11 protein-coding genes are annotated in these 18,560 nt (G+C 74.8%); 5 read left to right on the top strand and 6 right to left on the bottom strand.

The genetic code is table 11. From position 1 onward, the window contains the following. Window positions 1-399: 399 nt before the first annotated feature. A complete protein-coding gene (locus AB0424_RS09070) occupies window positions 400-966 on the bottom strand; it encodes a MarR family transcriptional regulator (protein WP_366303355.1) in 567 nt (188 codons plus the stop codon). Between the two features lie 154 nt (window positions 967-1,120). Here AB0424_RS09070 and AB0424_RS09065 point away from each other — a divergent pair, with 154 nt between their 5' ends. Further along, on the top strand, window positions 1,121-2,395 hold the full coding sequence (locus tag AB0424_RS09065) for an MFS transporter (RefSeq protein WP_366303354.1): 1,275 nt from the start codon (window positions 1,121-1,123) through the stop codon (window positions 2,393-2,395). A gap of 33 nt (window positions 2,396-2,428) precedes the next feature. Here AB0424_RS09065 and AB0424_RS09060 read toward each other — a convergent pair whose 3' ends face one another. After that, window positions 2,429-4,093, bottom strand: a complete 1,665-nt coding sequence (locus AB0424_RS09060) for a SpoIIE family protein phosphatase (RefSeq protein WP_366303352.1) — start codon at window positions 4,091-4,093, stop codon at window positions 2,429-2,431. A 106-nt stretch (window positions 4,094-4,199) separates the two neighbouring features. Next, on the bottom strand, window positions 4,200-5,564 hold the full coding sequence (locus tag AB0424_RS09055; RefSeq protein ID WP_366303350.1) for an NAD(P)/FAD-dependent oxidoreductase: 1,365 nt from the start codon (window positions 5,562-5,564) through the stop codon (window positions 4,200-4,202). A gap of 353 nt (window positions 5,565-5,917) precedes the next feature. On the opposite strand from AB0424_RS09055, the gene AB0424_RS09050 reads away from it, so the two are divergent. Beyond that, the gene (locus AB0424_RS09050) at window positions 5,918-6,712 is read left to right on the top strand and encodes a helix-turn-helix domain-containing protein (protein WP_366303348.1); all 795 of its coding nucleotides are present in this window, start codon (window positions 5,918-5,920) and stop codon (window positions 6,710-6,712) included. 212 nt (window positions 6,713-6,924) lie between these two features. Continuing rightward, window positions 6,925-8,955: a sigma-70 family RNA polymerase sigma factor gene (locus AB0424_RS09045; RefSeq protein WP_366303346.1), complete on the top strand. Its 2,031-nt coding sequence runs from the start codon at window positions 6,925-6,927 to the stop codon at window positions 8,953-8,955. Here the strand turns inward: AB0424_RS09045 and AB0424_RS09040 are convergent. From AB0424_RS09040 to AB0424_RS09030, 3 genes are all read right to left on the bottom strand, one after another. Beyond that, window positions 8,942-12,199 (bottom strand): BTAD domain-containing putative transcriptional regulator, encoded by a 3,258-nt coding sequence (locus AB0424_RS09040; protein WP_366303344.1) that lies wholly within the window; start codon window positions 12,197-12,199, stop codon window positions 8,942-8,944. The two genes, AB0424_RS09045 and AB0424_RS09040, sit on opposite strands and share 14 nt — an antisense overlap. Before the next feature lie 52 nt (window positions 12,200-12,251). Beyond that, window positions 12,252-12,803, bottom strand: a complete 552-nt coding sequence (locus tag AB0424_RS09035; RefSeq protein ID WP_366303399.1) for a Uma2 family endonuclease — start codon at window positions 12,801-12,803, stop codon at window positions 12,252-12,254. A gap of 164 nt (window positions 12,804-12,967) precedes the next feature. Next, complete coding sequence (locus AB0424_RS09030; RefSeq protein WP_366303398.1) at window positions 12,968-15,172, bottom strand: asparagine synthase-related protein; 2,205 nt, start codon at window positions 15,170-15,172, stop codon at window positions 12,968-12,970. 568 nt (window positions 15,173-15,740) lie between these two features. Between AB0424_RS09030 and AB0424_RS09025 the strand changes: the two genes are divergently transcribed. Both AB0424_RS09025 and lhgO read left to right on the top strand, forming a co-directional pair. Further along, window positions 15,741-17,177 carry an MFS transporter gene (locus tag AB0424_RS09025; RefSeq protein WP_366303342.1) on the top strand — a complete coding sequence of 479 codons (1,437 nt, stop codon included), beginning with the start codon at window positions 15,741-15,743 and terminating at the stop codon, window positions 17,175-17,177. Between the two features lie 76 nt (window positions 17,178-17,253). Then, complete coding sequence (lhgO, locus tag AB0424_RS09020; RefSeq protein WP_366303341.1) at window positions 17,254-18,438, top strand: L-2-hydroxyglutarate oxidase; 1,185 nt, start codon at window positions 17,254-17,256, stop codon at window positions 18,436-18,438. Window positions 18,439-18,560 lie beyond the last annotated feature (122 nt).

Raw genomic sequence — 18,560 nt, 5'->3', positions numbered from 1 at the left:
AGGCCCTCCGGGCGCTTCCTTCGTTTCCGACTCTATCAGATCTTTCCGATCCGATTTCCTCGGTGCTTTCCGGTCCCTTTTGCTTTCGCTCCGGGCCCTTCCGGCGGTTCCGACTCTATCAGATCCTTTCGGCGTCTGATTCCCAGTCAGCGGGGTTTGTCTTTCCGGCTGTTGGGCCGTTCCGACGTCTCAAACTCTAGCGGATTTCCCCGGCGCCTCATAATCGAGACTTTCGAAATGAATTTCGGCATGCCGAAATTCGTCCCGGTGGGGAGTTCGTACTGAGTAGAGGTGCCGCATCAGCGGCGGGAGTGGCTGTCGGAGAACCGTTCCGGCTCGGCGACAACTCGGAGAACACTACGCATCCGGTGGAGGCGTGTCAACCCCCCTCCGAAGGGGTCAGTCGAGGTCCTTGAGGCGGCCGCCGGCGTCGGGCTGGGTGAGCTCGACACGGCGGAGGAGCCGGATGAGGACCTCGCCGAGGATGCCCCGCTCCTCGGCGGTGAGGTCCTGGAGGAGGTCCTCCTCGAAGGCGGTGGCCATGCGCATGGCCTCCAGCCACTTGGAACGGCCCTCGTCGGTCAGCTCGACGATCACGCGGACGCGGTTGTTCTCGTCGCGGTCGCGGGTGACCAGGCCCTCTCCCGCCATCCGGTCGATCCGGTGGGTCATGGCGGCCGGAGTGAGGCCGAGGCGCTTGGCGAGCTCGCCGGGGCCCAGGCGGTAGGGCTCGCCGGCGAGGACGAGGGTCTTGAGGACCTCCCACTCGGCGTTGCTGATGCCGAGGTCCGAGAGCTGGCGACCGTACGCCACGTTCATGCGGCGGTTCAGCCGGCCGAGCGCGGAGACGACCTTCTCGACCTGGGGGTCGAGGTCGCGGAACTCGCGCTGGTAGGCGGCGATCTGCTCGTCGAGGCTCGGCTCCTGGGGGGCCTGCTGGCCGGACCGCTCAGTGGTGTCGGACATGCGGCGAGTATCCCACGGGACCCGTTGGCGTTGAAGTCCTTCGGTGTGTACTGTTAAGCCGTTAACTTTAGTGTTGAAGTCTTCAAGGTTCAGGGCTACACCTCTGAACCTGCGACCGAAGTGGGTGAGTGTGACCGAGGCGAGGGGCGCAGCCATGCGCCGGATTCAGGCAGGCAGCGCGCTGAGCGCGTTCGGACTCGGCTTCACGGTGCCGTACCTCTATGTGTACGTCGCCCAGGTGCGGGATCTGGGTGCGGCGACGGCGGGCATCGTCCTGGCGGTCTTCGCCATGGCCGCACTGGTGGTGCTGCCCTTCAGCGGGCGGGCCATCGACCGTCGCGGGCCGGTGCCCGTGCTGCTGGTGGCCTCGGTGGTCGCGGCCGTGGGCGCGGTGGCGATGGGCTTCGCGTCCAGCGTGCCGGCGGCCGTGGGGGCCGCGGCGCTGCTGGGTGCGGGTACCGCGGTGCTGCAGCCGGCCCTCGCGACGATGATCGTCTGGTGCTCGACCCCGGTCGGCCGGACCCGGGCCTTCGCGATGCAGTTCTTCCTGCAGAACCTGGGGCTGGGCGTCGGCGGTCTGATCGGCGGTCTGCTGGTCGACACGAGCCGTCCGGGCAGCTTCATCCTGCTGTTCTCGATCGAGGCGGCGATGTTCCTGGTCCTGGCGGCGATCGTGGGGACCGTGCGGATGCCGGGCTCCCCCGCGTTCCAGGGCGCCCGTCCCTCCGAGGGCGGCAAGGGCGGCGGCGTGCGCGCGCTGCTCGGGCACAAGGCGATGGTGCAGCTGTGCGTGCTGGGGTTCGTCCTCTTCTTCGCCTGCTACGGACAGTTCGAGTCGGGTCTCGCGGCGTACGGCACGGAGGCGGCCGGCATCCAGCCGTCGACGCTCGGGATCGCGCTGGCCGCCAACACGGCGGTGATCGTGGCCGCGCAGTTCCTCGTGCTGCGGTTCGTCGAGCGCCGCAAGCGCACCCGGGTGATCGCGGCCGTGGGTCTGATCTGGACCGTGGCGTGGCTGATCGCCGGGTACGCGGGTCTGGGGCACGGCAGCCAGGCGATGGCGACGGCGGCGTTCGTCTCCACGTACGCGCTGTTCGGGCTCGGCGAGGCGATGCTGTCGCCGACCGTGGCGCCGCTGGTGGCCGACCTGGCCCCGGAGTCGATGGTCGGGCAGTACAACTCGGCGTTCGCACTGGTCAAGCAGCTGGCGCTGGCCGTGGGCCCGGCTGTGGGCGGGCCCATGGGGGCCGCGCTGCACGGTCCGTACATCGTGACGTTCGTGCTCTTCTCGCTCGGCATCACCTTCCTGGCCGTCCGGCTCGGCCGACGGCTGACGCCCGAGCAGAACCAGCCGTCGCTCGCGTCGGCGAAGCCGTCGAAGGTCGTCGCCCGGCACCGGCCGGAGCGGAAGGTCGAGGCGGCCGCCTAGACACCCCCTGAAGCGCGGCCACCGGTGCACCCGCTAGAAATCGCCCTCCTTGACCACGCGGTCGGGGAGGGCGAACTCGCACCAGACCGCTTTGCCGCCGCCCGGTGTGCGGCGGCTGCCCCAGGACGAGGCGATCGTCGCGATGATCGAGATCCCGCGACCCGCCTCGTCCTCCGTCTCCGCCCTGCGGCGGCGCGGGAGGTGGTCGTCCCCGTCGGTGACCTCGATGATCAGGCGGCGGTCGGTGCGGCGCAGCCGCAGCCGCATGGGCGGGGTGCCGTGCTGGAGGGAGTTGGCGACGAGCTCGCTGGTGGCGAGGACGCCCAGGTCGCGGAGTTCGACCGGGAAGCGCCAGCTCGACAGGACTCCGGAGGCGAAGGCACGCGCGCGGGGCGCGGCTTCCACGCCGCCGAGGAGTTCCAGGGCCGCGTTGTGGAAGAGCTCGGCGTCGGTCCCCTCGCGGGAGGGGTGCTGGACGACGAGGACGGCCACGTCGTCGTCGTGCTCGGCGGTGACTCCCAGGGAGCGCAGCAGCCGGTCGCAGACGACCTGCGGGGTGCCGCTGGCTCCGGAGAGGGCGCGGGCCAGTGCGGCGACGCCCTCGTCGATGTCCTCGCGGCGGCGTTCGACCAGGCCGTCGGTGTAGAGGACGGCGGTGGAGCCGGGCGGCAGGGCGATGGAGCCGGAGGCGTGCAGCCAGCCGCCGGTGCCGAGCGGCGGTCCGGTGGGGTCCTCGGCGCGGCGGACGGTGCCGTCCTCGTCCCGGACGAGGATCGGGAGGTGGCCCGCGGAGGCGTAGACGAGCTTGCCCTCGCTGGGGTCGTGGATCGCGTAGACGCAGGTGGCGATCTGGCTGGCGTCGATCTCGGCGGCGAGCCCGTCGAGGAGCTGGAGCACCTCGTGCGGGGGCAGGTCGAGGCGCGCGTAGGCCCGGACGGCGGTGCGGAGCTGGCCCATGACGGCGGCGGCGCGCACGCCGCGGCCCATCACGTCGCCGATGACGAGCGCGGTGCGGCCGGCCCCGAGGGTGATCACGTCGTACCAGTCGCCGCCGACGGCCGCGTCGGTGCCGCCGGGCTGGTAGGTGGCGGCGATCCGCAGGTCGTCGGGTTGTTCGAGGTCCTGCGGGAGCAGGGAGCGCTGGAGGGTGACGGCGGTCTCCCGGTGGCGGCGCTCGCTGGCCCGCAGCCGCTCGGCGGCCTCGGCGTGGTCGGTGACGTCGGCGGCGTGGACGAGGACGCCGCCGCCGTCGAGGTGCGGGCTGTCCACGGGCAGGCAGGTGACCGTGTACGACCCGCCGTCCTGGGTGCGGCGGGACTTGACCGTGCGGGGCTTGCCGCTGCGCAGGACCTGGTCCATGAGGGGCAGCAGGCCGAGCTCCTCGGCCTCCGGGCAGGTGTCGGCGACGGTGGCGCCGGCCGGCCGGGGCCCGAACGCGGCGGCGTAGGCGTCGTTGACGTACGCGACGCGGTGGTCAGGGCCGTAGACGAGAGCGACCAGGCCGGGGAGCCGGCCCAGGAGCTCCCGGACGGAGAAGTCCTCCAGGGCGGGGACGTCGGCGGCCGCGGCGATGTCGGCGGCGAGGTGCTCCAGCTGCTGCCCGTACTCACCGCGGGCGGCGGGCACGGAGCCTTCGGTCCCCCGCGCCGCGCGGCGCTGCGTGCCGGGGAGCCGGGCGCTCCAACGGGTGAAGTTCACGGATCTGTATGCCTCGTGGTGTCGGTGCCGTGCAGAGTCACGCTGTGCAGGTGTGAGCCCACCTATGGTCACACGTCCAGTGTGGACGAGTGCACTGACAGTGATGTCAGGACGACGGCTTGTCGCCGGGGTCGGGCGGCGGAGCCGCGGCGAGTTCGAATTCGGCGCGGGGGTGTTCCAGCGATCCGAGGGAGACGATCTCCCGTTTGAACAGGCCGGACAGGGTCCATTCGGCGAGGACCCGGGCCTTGCGGTTGAAGGTCGGGACCCGGCTGAGATGGTAGGCGCGGTGCATGAACCAGGCCGGATATCCCTTGAGCTTGCGTCCGTAGACGTGGGCGACTCCCTTGTGGAGGCCGAGGGAGGCGACCGAGCCGACGTACGCGTGCGCGTACCGGGTGAGCGGCCGGCCCCGGAGGGAGGCCGCGATGTTCTCCGCGAGGACCTTGGCCTGGCGGACGGCGTGCTGGGCGTTGGGGGCGCATTCCCTGCCGGCTTCCTCCGCGGTCACGTCGGGGACGGCCGCGGCGTCGCCGGCGGCCCAGGCGTGGGCGACGCCGTCGACGGCGAGTTCGGCGGTGCAGCGGAGCCGGCCGCGTTCGTTCAGGGGCAGGTCGGTGGCGGCGAGGACGGGTGCGGGCTTCACGCCGGCGGTCCACACGACGGTGCGGGTGGGCAGCCGGGTGCCGTCGCTGAGCACGGCGACCCGGTCCTCGCAGGAGTCGAGGCGGGTCTCCAGGCGTACGTCGATGTTCCGGCCGCGCAGCTCGCGGATGGCGTACCGGCCCATCTCGGCGCCGACCTCGGGGAGGATGCGGTCCGATGCCTCGACGAGGACCCAGCGCAGGTCCTCCGGCTTGATGTTGTGGTAGTACCGCGCGGTGTAGCGGGCCATGTCCTCCAGCTCGGCGAGGGCCTCCACGCCCGCGTAGCCGCCGCCGACGAAGACGAAGGTGAGGGCGGCGTCGCGGATCGCGGGGTCGCGGGTGGAGGAGGCGATGTCCATCTGCTCGATGACGTGGTTGCGCAGGCCGATGGCCTCCTCGACGGTCTTGAAGCCGATGCCGTGGTCGGCGAGGCCGGGGACCGGGAGGGTGCGGGAGACGGAGCCGGGCGCGATGACCAGTTCGTCGTAGGTGAGCTCGGTCGTTCCGGTGCCCTCCTCCTCGGTGGCGAGGGTGGCGAGGGTCGCGGTCCGCTTGGCGTGGTCGACCGACCTGACCTCGCCGATGACGATCCGGCAGCGGTCGAGGACCCGGCGGAGCGGCACGACGACGTGCCGCGGCGAGATGGAGCCGGCCGCGGCCTCGGGCAGGAACGGCTGGTACGTCATGTAGGGCTCGGGCGTGACCACCACGATCTCGGCGGCGCCGGCTCTCAGCTCGGCCCTGAGCTGCCGCTGGAGGCGCAGCGCGGTGTACATGCCGACGTAGCCACCGCCGACCACGAGAATGCGCGCAGGTTCGGTCACTGTCCCATGACGCACCCCCGTCCGTTGTTTGTCCACAGCCTCGGCAAATTGTGTGACCGGAGGGGTACGGAGGCGCGGGGTGGCGCGGAGCGCGGGTGCGGGGCGATCGGTGCAGGTCAGGGCGGGTCGGGCGGGGCCGTCGAGGGGTCGGAATCGGGAGTGTTCCGGGCCTTGCTCCGATCGGGGGGCGCACCGTACGGAACTTCCCCTTCTGAATTGACCCGGACTCAACTATGTTCGTACCTCGTCGGGGTGTCGGACCGGAGCGCGTGGACCGAAGCGCTGATCGGCCGGAAACCCCGTGTCAGGGCGGGGAGTCTCCGGGGGGAGACATCATGAGCGGGGGAACGCTTATGCAGATTCAGGATTCGCGATGGCAGTCGGGCGCCGCGACGGCGATCGTCGACGACGGCCACGGCTCGGGGGGCGCTGCCTCCGAGCCGCGCAACGGGACGCTGCCGTCCCACGCCAGGTCCGCGCCGCTGCGCGTGGACGCCCAGCGCAATCTGGAGCACGTCCTGCGTGCCGCGCGCGAGGTCTTCGGCGAGCTCGGCTACGGGGCTCCGATGGAGGACGTGGCGCGCCGCGCCCGGGTCGGCGTCGGCACCGTGTACCGCCGCTTCCCGAGCAAGGACGTGCTGGTGCGCCGGATAGCCGAGGAGGAGACCTCCCGGCTGACCGAGCAGGCGCGGGCCGCGCTGGGGCAGGAGGAGGAGCCGTGGTCGGCGCTCTCCCGGTTCCTTCGGACCTCGGTGGCCTCGGGCGCGGGGCGGCTGCTCCCGCCGCAGGTGCTGCGGGTGGGCGTGGACGAGCCCTCGGTGCTTCCCGTCGTCGCCGACGGCGGTGACGGCGTGGCCCGTGTGCCGTACCAGCGGGGTGTGGCCGAGCAGGGCGACGCGCGCGCGGTCGTGCCGCGCGACGTGCCGGCGGACGAGCGGGACGACGCGGGAGCGGCGGAGCTGCTGGAGGTCGTCGGACGGCTCGTCGACCGGGCCCGCGAGGCGGGTGAGCTGCGGACGGACGTGACCGTGGCGGACGTCCTCCTCGTGATCGCCACGGCCGCTCCGGCGCTGCCGGACGCGGTGCAGCAGGCGGCCGCCTCGGCCCGGCTGCTCGACATCCTGCTGGAGGGCCTGCGCTCCCGGTAGGTCCCGCGGTCTTCTCCGGGGCCCCTGGGGAGACGGCTGTTTCGTGGTCCGGGCGGACCAACGAGCATGACACGAACGTGTGATCGGTTACGCCCGGATACCCGAAGTCTGCCCGGACGAGTGGTAAGTGGACGCGGCGCCTCGGCGTGCCCGCGCTCTGTGGCAGTCTTGCCCGGTGTTCGGGTCTGGGCGTGCGTACGGGGGCTTCCGCGATGAGCGGTGACGGTCGGGACGAACCGCTGGGCGACGGTGACGGCCCGGAGTCCGGAGGGCAGAGCTCCCGTCAGGTGCCGAGCCAGGGCGGCCCCGGAGGCCACGGCACCGTGCGCACCGACCGGCTCGGCCGGTTCGAGGCGAGTGTGCCGCAGCAGCGGGAGGGCAAGCCGTCCGGGTCGATCGCCCCGGCGGGCGCGGGATCCCCCGGCGTTCCCGAGGCCGACGCCGGAGCAGGGTTCCCCGAGCAGGACGACGACGGGTCCGAGGGCGTGCTTCCGCCGCCCCTCGCGCTGCCGCCGTCCGACCCGGAGCTCGTCCAGCTCATGCGGGAGGGCGACGACTCCGCGTACGAGGAGCTCTTCCGCCGCCACTCCGACGCCGTCCGGCGGTACGCCAGGACCTGCTGCCGGGACGCGCACACCGCCGACGACCTGACGGCCGAGGTGTTCGCCCGCACCCTCCAGGCCGTCCGGGGCGGGGCCGGCCCCGAACAGGCCGTGCGCGCCTACCTGATGACCACCGTCCGGCGTGTCGCGGCGCACTGGGCCAGGACCCAGAAGCGCGAGCACCTCGTCGAGGACTTCGCCGTCTTCGCGGCCGAGGCCGCCCGCTCCTCCGAGGTGTCCGACCAGGACACGATGGACCTCGGCGCGGACGTCCGCGCCATGCACGAGGCCGAGCGGTCCCTCGCCCTGCAGGCGTTCCGGTCGCTGCCCGAGCGCTGGCAGGCCGTGCTGTGGCACACCACCGTCGAGGAGGAGTCGCCGAGCGACGTCGCCCCGCTCTTCGGTCTGACCGCCAACGCGACGGCGGTCCTCGCCAGCAGGGCCCGCGAGGGCCTCAAGCAGGCGTACCTGCAGGCCCACGTCAGCCAGTCGCTGACGGCGGGCGGCGACTGCGCCCGCTACGCGGACCGGCTCGGCGCCTATGCGCGCGGCGGGCTGCGGATGCGGGCCGAGCGCGGCCTGCGCAAGCACCTCGACGAGTGCGCCAAGTGCCGGCTCGCCGCCGGTGAGCTCGCCCAGGTGAACGCCGGGATCCCCGCGCTGCTGCCGGTCGCCGTCATCGGCTGGTTCGCCGCCGGCTACTCGCTCAAGGCGGCCGGTGTCGTCGCGGGCGGCGCCGTCGGCGCGGCCGGCGCCGGCGCGGCGGCCGCGGCCTCCGGCTCCTCCGGGGGCGCGGCCGCGGGCGGGGCCGCCGCCGAGGGGCTCGGCGTACCCGCGAAGGCGGGCATCGCCGCGGCCATGGCGGTCGCCGCGGCCGCCGGACTCGTCTGGGCCATGGCCGGCGACCCCCGGCCGGTGGCCGCGCCCGCACCGGCGCCGCCGGTCGTCACCCCCGTGGTGCCGCCCGCCCCCGCGCCGCCGCCGAGGGCCGCGCCCACGCCCGTACCCCCGCCGACGCCCGTGCGGTCCGAGCCGCCGGCGCCCGAGCCGACGCCGACGCCGGCGAAGCCCACGCCGAAGCCGGCTCCCCCGCCGAAGCCCGTCCCGAAACCGAAGCCGAAGCCCACGCCGACACCCCGTCCGACGTCGGCGCCCGAGACGCCCTCGCCGAAGCCGACACCCCCGCCGAAGCCCGCGCCGCCGACCGTCTACCGGGTCGACGAACTGCGGTACGGCGTCCTCGGCGACGGCACCGAGCCCGAGGTGTCCCTCTCGGACAGCAGCTGGATGTGGCCGCGGCGCGGACTCTCCCTCGGGGGCACCACGTACGCGCACGGCGTGAGCGTCCACGCGCCGTCCTCGCTGCTGGTCGACCTCAACCGGCCGTGCACGGCCTACGACGCGGTCGTCGGCATCGACGACCTGAGCGCCCTCCTCGGCGTCGGCGGCGTCCGCTTCTCCGTCTACGGCGACGGCGAGCGGCTGTGGCGCTCCGACGTCGTGCGGGCTGGCGATCCGCCCGTCCCCGTCCACGTCGACATCTCCGGCCGCAGCACCCTCCGGCTCGTCGTGGAGGACCACACGCCGTTCGGGCGGGCGGCGGTCGCCGACTGGGCGGACTCCCGGATCAGCTGCTCCTGAGCCCGTCACGGGGGCGCTCGACGAGGGCGAGGACGGCGTCGACGTCGAGCCCCGCGCCGGCCGCGCGGGCGGCGGCGAGACCGGGCGCGCCGAGGGCGGCGAGGCCCCTCGCCCGCACGGACTCGGCGTCCCGGCGCTGCGGGACCGAGCGGGGTATGTCGCGGCGCCAGACGTCGACGGCGGCCAGGACCGTCACGGCGAGGGCGGTTTCACCCGCCTCGGCCAGGGTGAGGGCGACGCCCTCGCCGAGCGCCGCGTACACGAGGTTCGCGCACTGGCCGTCCCGTGCGACCCGCAGCGCGGAGACGGCGTGGGCGACGGCCTCGGCGCCCTTGCCCTCGTACGCCTCGACGAGGGCGGTGAGGCCGCTCACCGCGGCCGTGAAGTGCGTGGGCGGGGTCCCGACCGTGACCCGCCGGCGGGCCTCCTCCAGCAGGACGCGGGCCTTGGCGAACTCGCCCCGCTGGAGCGCGATGGCGGCGCGCAGGAAGCCGACGAACGTGCGGGAGTCCTCGACGTGGTAGCGCTCGGCCTCCGCCTCGGCCTCCGCGAGGCCCTTCTCGGCGGCGTCCATGTCCCCGCGGTGAAAGGCGAGTTCGGCGATCCGCGCGAGGAGGAACGGGCTCTCGGCGTGCGCCCCGACCTCGCGGGCGAGACCGAGAGCCTCGTCGTACGCCGCACCCGCCTCCTCGTGGCGGCCGCGCATCATGTGGGCCTCGGCCGCCGCGCTCGCGATCTGCGCCCCCATCCAGCGGTCGCCGACGCTCCGGGCCAGGACGCGGAGCTCCGCCAGGTCGTCGTCGACCCCCGGCAGGTCGCCGGGCATGTCGACGACCATGTGCGTCCGGAACATCAGGGTGACGCCGACCTCCCAGTCGCCCCCGTGGCGACGGCAGTTGGCGACGGAGGCGTCCAGCATGGCGCGGATCGTGGCCGGGTCCTCGGTGAGGTACGCGGTGAACGGCCAGAGCAGACCGGGGAAGCGGGCCGCCTCGGGGCCCGGGTCCGTGCCGAACGCGGCACGGACCCGACTCACCACGTCCGAGAGCTCGGGGTCGTCGCGGAACTCACTGGCCGCGTGGTTCTCGACGGCGAGGAAGAAGTACAGCATCCGCAGCTGCATGCGCGGCCAGTACCGGGGGTCGGCCGGATCGTCCGGGTCCTCGCCCAGCGCGAGCGCGCGCTCGGCCCAGGCCAGGCCCTCGGGACGGTAGTTGCGCAGCCACCAGAACCAGCCCATGGCGAAGACCAGCCGGTGGGCGGCGGCCTCGTCCGGGGCGGTGAGGAGGGTGCGGTGCAGGGCGGCGCGGATGTTGTCGAGGTCGCGCTCGATCCGCTCGATCCAGGGCAGCTGCTCCCCGGACCGCAGCCTGGGCTCGGCGGCCTCGGCGAACGCCGTGAAGTGGGCGGTGTGGACGGCCTCGGCCGCCGCGCGCGTCCCGGGGGTCTCGGCTGCGCGCTCGGAGGCGTACTCGTGGATGGTCTCCAGGAGGCGGTAGCGCATCTCGCCGCCGTCGACGGGTGTGGCGACCACGAGGGACTTGTCGACCAGGGCGCCCAGGGAGTCTGCGGCGTGCGGGGAGAGGGCCTCCGCGGCGGCCAGGTCCCAGCCGCCGGCGAAGACCGAGACCTGGCGGAGGAGGGTGCGCTCGTCCGCGTCGAGCAGGTCCCAGGACCAGTCGACGACGGCGCGCAGGGTCTGCTGGCGGGGCAGGACCGTGCGGGAGCCCGAGGTGAGCAGCCGGAACCGGTCGTCGAGGCGGTCGGCGATCTGGCGCGGGGTGAGCAGCCTGAGGCGGGCGGCGGCCAGCTCGATGGCGAGCGGCAGTCCGTCCAGGCGGCGGCAGATCTCGTCCACCGCGACGCCGTCCCGCACGGGGTCGAACGACGGGCGCACCGCGCGGGCCCGCTCGGCGAACAGCCGGTGGGCCGGGTCGGGCGGGAGCGGCTCCACGGGCCGGACCGACTCGCCGGGGACGCCGAGGGGTTCGCGGCTGGTGGCGAGGATCCGCAGCCGCGGGCAGCGGGTCAGGAGGGTCTCGGCGAGTGCGGCGGCCGCGTCGACGACGTGCTCGCAGTTGTCCAGGACCAGCAGCAGCGGACGGCGGGACAGGTGCTCCACGAGGTGGACCACCGGGTCGTCCTGGAGGGGCGCGCCGTCGCGGGTGATCAGGTTGATCTCCCGGAGGCGGAGCGCCGAGAGCACCGCGCCGGGCAGTGCGTCGGGGTCGTCCAGCGGGGCGAGCTCGGCGATCCAGGCGGCCGGCCCGACGGCCCGGAGCGCGGCCTCCTCCGCGAGCCGCGTCTTGCCCGAGCCGCCGGGTCCGGTGAGCGTGACGAGGCGCGAGCGGCCCAGGTCCGCGTGGAGGGCGGCGAGTTCCGGCTCGCGGCCGACGAAGGAGGTCAGCCGGGGGCGGATGTTGCCGCGCGCGGGGTCGGCCTTGGGCCGGGCGGGCGCGGTGGCGTGGGGCGCCGGGGGTGTGTCCGCGGGCGGCGGGACCTGTGCGGGGCCGCCCTCGGCCGGAGCCGCTCCGGCGAGGAGTTCGTGGTGGAGCGCGGCGAGTTCGGGGCCGGGGTCGGCGCCGAGGCCGTCGGCGAGGGTGCGGCGGGCCGACTCGTACGCGGTGAGGGCGTCGGCCTGGCGGCCCTCGGCCCGCAGGGCGCGGATGAGCTGGGCGTGGAAGGTCTCGTCGTACGGGTGGGTGGTGGTCAGCTCGGACAGTTCCGGTACGAGCCCGTCCGTGGCGCCCCGCCGCAGGTCGGCCTCGACGCGCCGGCGCAGGGCCGCGAGCCGCTGGGCCTCGGGCCGGACGCCGGCCGGTTCGGGCAGGTCGGCCAGCGCGGGGCCGCGGAAGAGCGCGAGGGCCTCCCGGAGGAGGGCGGCCGCGGCGTCGGGGTCGCCGGCGTCGAGGCGGGTGCCCGCGTCCCGGGCCAGGCGCTCGAAGACGTACAGGTCGACGTCGTCGGGTCCGGCGACGAGCCGGTAGCCGGGGCCGGGGGTGGAGGCGACGGCCTCCCTGCCGACGACCCGGCGGAGGCGTCCGACCAGGGCCTGGAGGGCGGCTGGGGTGTCGAGCGGCGGCTCGTCGCCGTACACGTCGTCGGCGAGTTCGGTGACGGACGCGGCCCGTCCGCCGCGCAGCGCCAGCGCGGCCAGCAGCGCGCGCAGCCGCGCGCCGCCGAGGGGGAGGGGGGTGCCGTCGGGCCGAAGGGCCTCGGTGGTGCCGAGGATGAGATACCGCACCGGCCCATTGTGTCCGGTGGCCCTGACCCGCGCCTCGGGGTTTACCCGGACCTCAGAAGGCCGAGGTGTCGAGGTCGAAGCCGAGCGGGTGGGGCAGCGGAACGACCGTCCCCAGCTTGTGGACGGACTTGTGGTCGTAGTCGTCGTCCGCGGGCCCGGAGCAGACGACGGCCTCTCCGGCCTCGCGGTCGACGAGGAGGTAGAGCGGGATGCCCGCGCGCGCGTAGGCCCGGATCTTCTGCACGCGGTCGCGGGTCGCGGTGGAGGCGGACGTCACCTCGGCGACGAGGAGGACGGCGTCGGGGGCGTGCCACTCCTGCTGGTCGTCGAAGCTGCCCTTGGGGGCGATGACGAGGTCGGGGATGACCCGGACCGTGTCGGCGGTCCCGGACAGAGCGAGCCCGATACCGGTGTAGCGGCCCACGTTCTTGTCGTGGTCTCGGACCTGCCCGTTCAGCTCCGAGACGATTTCCTCGTGCTCGCCATTGGCCGGAGGTACCACGTGGATCTCCCCTTCGATCAGCTCCACGCGCCAGCCCTTGGGGGCGATGGCGCTGAACAGCTCGAAGGTCTCCTCGGGACTCGCACCCTCGCGGTCGTGCATCCCCCCGGAGAACACCTCGTCCGGAACCGGCACGGGCATCGCCATGCTGGGCCTCCTTCGCTCGGTGCGACGTTCCCAGCTTAGGACGGGCGACCCGGCCGGGTCCGGAACCCGTTCACTCGAACGAGCGTGCTGTGACGTTTCGCCGCCGGTCCGGCCGCCCCTCACGCCGGGAGCGACCTCGACGCCGGGATCAGCGGGCCGCGGACCGCCCGGGGGGCGCGGGCCTCGGTGGTGCCGGTCCAGCAGGAGCCGCGGCGGGCGAGGAGGCGGCGGAGCCAGAGCTCGGTGGAGACGAGGTCGGCGAGGCCGTCGAGGGGGACGGGTGCGCCGTCGGCGGCGGCGCGCAGCGCGTCCCGGACGACCCGGGCCTCGACGAGGCCGGCGTCGGCGAGGAGCGGGGCGTCGAAGAGGGCGACGAGGTGGGGAAGGGCGGCGCGGAGCCCCGCGCGGACGGCGGCGGCGGGCACGGCCGGATGGGGGGCGCCCCAGCCCGGGGGGAGGTCGTGGACGCCGGCGCCGGACAGGACGGTGCGCAGGACGCCGGCGCGGGCGTCGGGCTGGACCCGGAGCGATTCGGGCAGCGCGCGGCAGGCCCGTACGACCTGGTTGTCGAGGAAGGGGGCGTGCAGCCGCTGGCCTCGGATCTCCGCGGCCTGCTCCAGGACCCGGTGGTCGGCGGCGGCGCGGGCGAGGGCGGCACGCGCGCGTGCCTCGCCCGGGCGCTGCACGGACGAGGGGAGCGTCGCCGCCCGGTTCAGACGAACCGACACCTCGGCCAGCGCCTCCCCGGTCAGCCAGCGCGCCGCGGGCCCCGGCCGCGACCAGGCGAGGGCGGACAGCGACGCCTCCAGGGGGCCGAATCCGTCCGGGGCCGTGCGGTTGGCCTCCAGGACGCGGCGGGCCGCCGCCTCCAGACCCGTGCGGTACGGGGTACGGGCCAGCTTCCGCGCCGCCCGGTACACGGTCAGCGGCACCAGGAACGAGCCCGCGGACGGTCCCGACGCCTTGGCGAGCGCGGTCACGGGGCGGACCAGCGAGCGCCGCCTGCGGTCCATCAGGAGGTCGGCGAGGCGCGCCGGGTGCGCGTCGAGGACCTGTTTGGCGCCCATGCCGGTGAAGTGGTCGGCGCTGCCGCCCGCGAGCCGCCGGCGGTGCCGCTCGGCCGTGACGAGCGCCGGCCCCGGCTCGTCGGTGAGCGGCCCGTCCAGGGCGGCGTACGGGAGCGCCTCCTCGCCGGCCGCGACGACGACGTGGTGCAGGCGGGGGTCCGCCGCCAGCTGCCTGGCCCGCCCGAGCTCGTCCTCGCGCCCCGAACCGTCCCGGGTGGCCAGGTCGTTGAAGGTGACGGCCAGCAGCCGCTCCCCCGCGCCCGCGCCGTGCCCGATGATCGTGCCCGGCACGCCGGGGAGGCCGGCCGCCAGGAGGGCGAGGGTGCCGGAGGCGCTGCCGCCGGAGAGGTCGGCGCCGATGCCGGGGGCCGGGCCCGCGCCGCGGGCCGCGCGCCGGTCGGCGGGCCCCATGCCGGGGACCGGCCCGGGGTCGGGCAGCGGGACCTCGGGCGCGTGGCGGGGGGCGGTGAGCCGGGCGCGCACCGCCTCGACCAGGGCGTCCCGCACGCCCTCGACGGCCTGCCGGGGGTCGGCCTCGGCGGCGGCGACAGCGAGCGAGGCGACCTGTTCGTACCCGGCGATCTCCCGCGCGCCCTCCCGCAGGATCAGCGCGTGGCCCGGGGGCACCCGCCGGACCCCCTCGTACGGGGTGGAGTCGCGCAGCGCCTCCGGGGTCTCGGGGCAGGCGAGGAGGGCGGCCAGGTGGCCGATGTCGAGCTGGGCCTCGACGAGGTCGGCGAGCGGCAGGGCGGCCGTGGCGAACGCGGTGCCGCCCGCCCAGGGAGTGTGGAACACCGGTCGGGCGCCCGCGAGGTCACCGGTGACGGTGACGCGGCGGCCGGCCCGGACGACGGCCGTGTAGCTGCCCGGCCATGCCGTGAGGTGCCGCAGCGCGCCCCCGCGCGCGGTGAGCAGGCCGATGCGCAGTTCCTCGTCGCTGGCGGCGCAACAGCCGAGGACGGCGAGGCGGGTGTGGTCGTCGACGGCCACCAGGCGCACCTCGTCGGGGCGCCAGTCGCCGACCGCCCACAGCGGGTCGGGTCCGTCCCAGAGGAGTTGTGCGCCCACGGGCTGCACCGTGCGCCCCTCGGCCGCCGGGCCTGAGCCGTGGCCCGCCGGGGGGGCGGAGAAGGTCCCGTGGCCGGTGTCCGGGCCGTGGCTCCCGGAGCCGTGCCCGCCGTTCACCGCCCCCGCTCGGGCTCCGGCGGTCGTGGCGACGTTCGCGGCGACACTGCTCCAGCCCACCAGCCATCGCATCGGCGCCTCCGCATCCGTTTCGGTGGGAGACATGCTGCCACGACAACGGCGCACGGGGCGGGGTCCGGGTGCACGCGCGCGAAAGGCGAATGCGCCCCTGGCATGGGCCAGTTGGCGAGGCCGTCATACCGGCGTCATTCGGCCAAATATCGACCGTCCCCGAGAGGTTTGAAACGCGCGCGGACCGATTCGGTCGTTCCCGGGTCATCGGCAGCCCGGGAGGCGCTCCCGCCTCCCGGCGCCGTCGCCGCCCGCGGGGAATGGGGCGGCGATGTCCCCCAGCCCACTGGTCCGGACACCGTTCCCGGCCGAGTGGGCCGACCCACGCGGTACTCATGGAAGCGCTCCCCCACCGACGGGACGAGAGCGCACGGCCGGGCGCACGGCCACACGGCCGGAGCACGGACCGGCCCGGCGCCCCTCCCCGGCGACCGGTCACACAACAATCTCGCCATACGGAACACCGCCCCTTAACGGTAGGGATGCGGCGAACTACGCTGTGTTTACGAATGCCGCACGCCTATGCCCGGCGTCGTGGCGGCCGTCTGGGTGGTCGAGGGGTGGCGTCATGTCCAGGGAGCAACGCGGGCCGAACGACAAGCTCGGCACGGTTCTCGCCCTCGCGGGAATCAGCAACGCCGGGCTCGCCCGGCGCGTCAACGACCTCGGGGCACAGCGGGGTCTGACACTTCGTTACGACAAGACCTCGGTCGCCCGGTGGGTGTCGAAGGGCATGGTGCCGCAGGGCGCCGCCCCGCACCTGATCGCCGCGGCGATCGGGCAGAAGCTCGGCCGGCCCGTGCCGCTGCACGAGATCGGGCTGGCGGACGCCGATCCGGCACCCGAGGTCGGGCTCGCCTTCCCGCGCGACGTGGGCGAGGCGGTGCGCTCCGCGACGGACCTGTACCGGCTGGATCTCGCCGGCCGCCGGGCCGGCGGCGGCGGCATCTGGCAGTCGCTGGCCGGGTCGTTCGCGGTCAGCGCCTACGCGACGCCGACGTCCCGCTGGCTGATCACCCCCGCCGACCCGTCGGTCGAGCGCGAGGCGCCGCGCCCCGGAGCGGTCGCCGCGGCGACCGCCGAGCACGCGCGCGTGGGGCACAGCGACGTCGCCAAGCTCCGCGAGGCCGCCGAGGACGCGCGCCGCTGGGACTCCAAGTACGGCGGCGGGGACTGGCGCTCCTCCATGGTCCCCGAGTGCTTACGGGTGGACGCCGCGCCCCTGTTGCTCGGCTCGTACTCGGACGAGGTCGGCCGCGCCCTGTTCGGCGCGACCGCCGAGCTGACCCGGCTGGCCGGCTGGATGGCCTTCGACACCGGCCAGCAGGAGGCCGCCCAGCGCTACTACATCCAGGCGCTGCGGCTCGCCCGCGCCGCCGCCGACGTGCCCCTGGGCGGGTACGTCCTCGCCTCGATGTCGCTCCAGGCCACCTACCGGGGCTTCGCCGACGAGGGCGTCGACCTCGCCCAGGCCGCCCTGGAGCGCAACCGGGGCCTCGCCACCGCCCGCACCATGTCCTTCTTCCGGCTGGTCGAGGCACGCGCGCACGCCAAGGCGGGCGACGGGGTCGCCGCCGCGGCCGCGCTCAAGTCCGCCGAGGGCTGGCTGGAGCGGTCCCGGGCGGGCGACGCCGACCCGACCTGGCTCGGCTTCTACTCGTACGACCGCTTCTGCGCCGACGCGGCCGAGTGCTACCGGGACCTGAAGGCGCCCCGCGAGGTGCGCCGCTTCACCGAGCAGGCACTGTCCCGGCCGACCGAGGAGTTCGTCCGCTCGCACGGGCTGCGGCTCGTCGTGTCCGCCGTCGCCGAGCTGGAGTCGGGAAACCTGGACGCGGCGTGCGCGGCGGGCACGCTCGCGGTGGAGGTGGCCGGGCGGATCTCGTCGGCGCGGACCACGGAGTACGTGCGGGACCTGCTGCACCGGCTCGAACCGTACGGGGACGAGCCGCGGGTCATGGAGCTCCGGGAGCGCGCCCGGCCGCTCCTGGTCGCACCGGCGTGACACGCGTCCCACGGAATGGGCGTTTAACGGCGTTGTCAGTGGGCCAGTGCACTATCGGGGGTGGGAGGTGGCGCTGGTGTTTGACTGTGACGTGCTGGTGATCGGCGGCGGAATCGTCGGGTTGTCGACGGCGTACGCGCTGACGCGTGCCGCTCCCGGCACGCGGGTCACCGTCCTGGAGAAGGAGCACGCCCTCGCGCGCCACCAGACCGGGCGCAACAGCGGGGTGATCCACAGCGGGATCTACTACAGGCCCGGCTCGCTCAAGGCGCGGTTCGCCGTCGAAGGCGCGGCCGAGATGGTCAAGTTCTGCACCGAATGGGACATTCCGCACGAGGTGACGGGGAAGCTGATCGTCGCCACCACGCGCGAGGAGCTGCCCCGCCTGCACGCCCTGGTCCAGCGCGGCCGGGAGAACGGCATCCCGGTCCGCGAGCTCGGCCCGAGCCAGATCAGCGAGTACGAGCCCCGGGTGCGGGGCCTCGCCGCGATCCACGTCGGCACCACCGGCATCTGCGACTACGGCGCCGTGTCGCAGCGGCTCGCCGAGTCCTCCGGCGCCCGCATCCTGTACGGCGCGGAGGTCACCGTCGTCGACCGGCGCCCCTGGGGCGTCGCCGTGCGGACCGCGGACGGCCGGGTCGTGCGGGCGCGCGTCCTGGTGAACTGCGCGGGACTGCACTGCGACCGCATCGCACGGCTCGCGGGCGACGACCCGGGCATGCGGATCGTCCCCTTCCGGGGGGAGTACTACGAACTCGCGGACCCCTCGCTCGTGCGGGGCCTGGTCTATCCCGTGCCCGACCCCGCCTTCCCCTTCCTCGGCGTCCACCTCACCCGGGGCATCGACGGCGGCGTCCACATCGGACCCAACGCCGTCCCGGCGCTGGCCCGCGAGGGATACGGCTGGTCCGTCGTCCGCCCCCGCGAACTGGCCGGCACCCTCGCCTGGCCCGGCTCCTGGTCCATCGCCCGCGCCCACTGGCGGTACGGCGCCGGCGAACTGCACCGCTCGGTCTCCAAGCGTGCCTTCACCGCGGCCGTGCGGCGGCTGCTCCCGGTCGTCGAGGAGTCCGACCTGCGGCGGGCGGCACCCGGCGTGCGCGCCCAGGCGGTCCTGCGGGACGGCACCCTCGTCGACGACTTCCTCATCCGCGAGGCGGCCCGCACGGTCCACGTGCTCAACGCGCCCTCGCCCGCCGCGACGGCCTCCCTGCCCATCGGCCGGGAGGTGGCGGGCCGCGCCCTGGCCCTGCTGTGACCCCGCACCGGGCGGGCCGGGCGGAGGTCCGGCCGGGGGCGGCGCCGTAGAATCGGCGGCATTGTGTCTGAGCACCCTGAGAAGAGCACCCAGCCCGCCGCCGCCCCCGCCCAGCCCGTCGC

The organism is Streptomyces sp. NPDC051180 (assembly GCF_040689545.1).
Taxonomy (GTDB): Bacteria; Actinomycetota; Actinomycetes; order Streptomycetales; family Streptomycetaceae; genus Streptomyces.
This window is presented reverse-complemented; position numbering and strand designations above follow the sequence as displayed.

Coding starts and splice junctions, on each gene's coding strand:
- AB0424_RS09070 (WP_366303355.1), bottom strand. CDS start 966: ATGTCCGACACCACTGAGCGGTCCGGCCAGCAGGCCCCCCAGGAGCCG.
- AB0424_RS09065 (WP_366303354.1), top strand. CDS start 1,121: ATGCGCCGGATTCAGGCAGGCAGCGCGCTGAGCGCGTTCGGACTCGGC.
- AB0424_RS09050 (WP_366303348.1), top strand. CDS start 5,918: ATGCAGATTCAGGATTCGCGATGGCAGTCGGGCGCCGCGACGGCGATC.
- AB0424_RS09045 (WP_366303346.1), top strand. CDS start 6,925: ATGAGCGGTGACGGTCGGGACGAACCGCTGGGCGACGGTGACGGCCCG.
- AB0424_RS09035 (WP_366303399.1), bottom strand. CDS start 12,803: ATGCACGACCGCGAGGGTGCGAGTCCCGAGGAGACCTTCGAGCTGTTC.
- AB0424_RS09030 (WP_366303398.1), bottom strand. CDS start 15,172: ATGCGATGGCTGGTGGGCTGGAGCAGTGTCGCCGCGAACGTCGCCACG.
- AB0424_RS09025 (WP_366303342.1), top strand. CDS start 15,741: ATGTCCAGGGAGCAACGCGGGCCGAACGACAAGCTCGGCACGGTTCTC.